The sequence below is a fragment of the Streptomyces sp. G-G2 genome (genome assembly GCF_030063135.1).
GTDB lineage: Bacteria > Actinomycetota > Actinomycetes > Streptomycetales > Streptomycetaceae > Streptomyces.
Genome location: NZ_JASISO010000131.1, coordinates 1 through 1,010 on the forward strand (window position 1 = coordinate 1; position 1,010 = coordinate 1,010).

Below are 1,010 nucleotides of genomic sequence, written 5' to 3' on the forward strand. Positions count from 1 at the left end.
CTAGATGAATGAGTCCAAGGGGTGTCGTCGCGGTCAGTGATCGTAGGCGGTCAGTGACCGCTTGACGGGTTGCCCCGTCTTGTCGTTGAACCAGATCGCGGCGGTTAACGCCAGGATGCGGAAGAGGACCCGGACGGTCACCCCGGTCGGGGTCTTTCCTCCGTGTCGTTCCAGGTCGAGCTGGCTCTTGAGGGTTTGGTTGATCGACTCGATGACTTGCCGGAGCGGTTTGAACAGGTGCGCGCCGGGCCGCTCGGGCTCGCCCTTGCGGGCCGGACGCAGCAGAATCAGGTCACGTTCGGTGAGGTCGTGCTCGAACTCTCGGCCGTAGTAGTTCTTGTCGCCGATGATCGTCTGTCGCGGATGGTCGGCCCGGACCTCTGGTGAGGTGTCGAGCATGTCGCGCAGCGTCTCGCGTTCGTCGGCCTTCGCCCCGGTCAGGGCGAACAGGACCGGCAGGCCGCCGAGCGTGCAGACCAGGTGAAGGCGCAGGCCCCAGAAGTACCGGGAGTGCGACGCGCAGTAGCCGTACTGGGCCCAGCCGGCCAGGTCGGAGCGTTTGGCGGTCTCCCTGGAGCAGCCGCAGCCGACCGGGGTGGAGTCGACCACCCACACGTCGTCGCTCCACAGTGAGGTGTCCCGGGCGAGGGTCCGGATCATGCTGGTGAGCAGGGACGATGCGGCCCGCAGCCGCTTGCCGTAGCCGGACTGCTGGGGCACGTAGGGGAACAGGCCGCGGAAGTCACGATCCACGCGGCGCAGCCAGCGCCGCTCGGACGTGTAACCGAGCAGCGCCGACATCACGGCCAGCGTGAGCAGCTCCGCGTCACTGAGCGTGGGCATGATCCCGACCTTCGGACGCCATGGAGCCAACCACGGCGAAGCCTTCAACTCGTCATCGATCCGGGCATAGAGTGCTGTTGCGAGGGTGTTCACGTCGTTCTTCACACATCGACACTGGACGCCCTCGTGCCATGTCCGCAGGCCATCCCTTGGACTCATTCATCTAG

The 1,010-nt window shown here is 65.7% G+C and carries 1 protein-coding gene; it reads right to left on the minus strand.

What is annotated here, in order from left to right:
- Window positions 1-33: 33 nt before the first annotated feature.
- Complete coding sequence (locus tag QMF80_RS37910; protein WP_283461981.1) at window positions 34-948, minus strand: IS982 family transposase; 915 nt, start codon at window positions 946-948, stop codon at window positions 34-36.
- Window positions 949-1,010 lie beyond the last annotated feature (62 nt).